The 535-nt window shown below is 62.2% G+C and carries 1 protein-coding gene; it reads right to left on the bottom strand.

What is annotated here, in order from left to right:
- Window positions 1–535: DNA-directed RNA polymerase subunit alpha (locus AACY08_RS28525; RefSeq protein WP_339472445.1), on the bottom strand; the 535-nt coding region annotated here is incomplete at both ends.

Raw genomic sequence — 535 nt, 5'->3', positions numbered from 1 at the left:
CTTCTTGGCCAGTTCTTCGATGTTTTCCGGCGGCCAGTTCGGCACGTCCATGCCGAGGTGCAGGCCCATGCCAGACAGCACTTCCTTGATCTCGTTCAGCGACTTGCGGCCGAAGTTCGGGGTGCGGAGCATTTCGGCTTCCGACTTCTGCACGAGGTCGCCGATGTAGACGATGTTGTCGTTCTTCAGGCAGTTGGCCGAACGCACCGACAGTTCGAGCTCGTCCACCTTCTTGAGGAAGGCCGGGTTGAAGGCGAGGTCCGGGATGATCTCCTGGGCGACTTCCTTGCGCGGCTCCTCGAAGTTGACGAACACGTTGAGCTGATCCTGCAGGATGCGGGCGGCGTAGGCCACCGAATCATCCGGCGTGATAGCGCCGTTGGTCTCGATCGTCATGGTCAGCTTGTCGTAGTCGAGGATCTGGCCCTCGCGGGTGTTCTCGACCTTGTAGGAGACCTTGCGGACCGGCGAGTACAGGCTGTCGACCGGGATCAGGCCGATCGGCGCGTCCTCGGGACGGTTGCGCTCGGCGGGC

It is taken from the genome of Pseudomonas sp. EL_65y_Pfl1_R83 (assembly GCF_963970695.1).
GTDB classification, from domain to species: Bacteria; Pseudomonadota; Gammaproteobacteria; order Pseudomonadales; family Pseudomonadaceae; genus Aquipseudomonas; species Aquipseudomonas tritici.
Note: the sequence above shows the minus strand (reverse complement) of the source record. Positions and strands in the feature narration are given on the sequence as shown.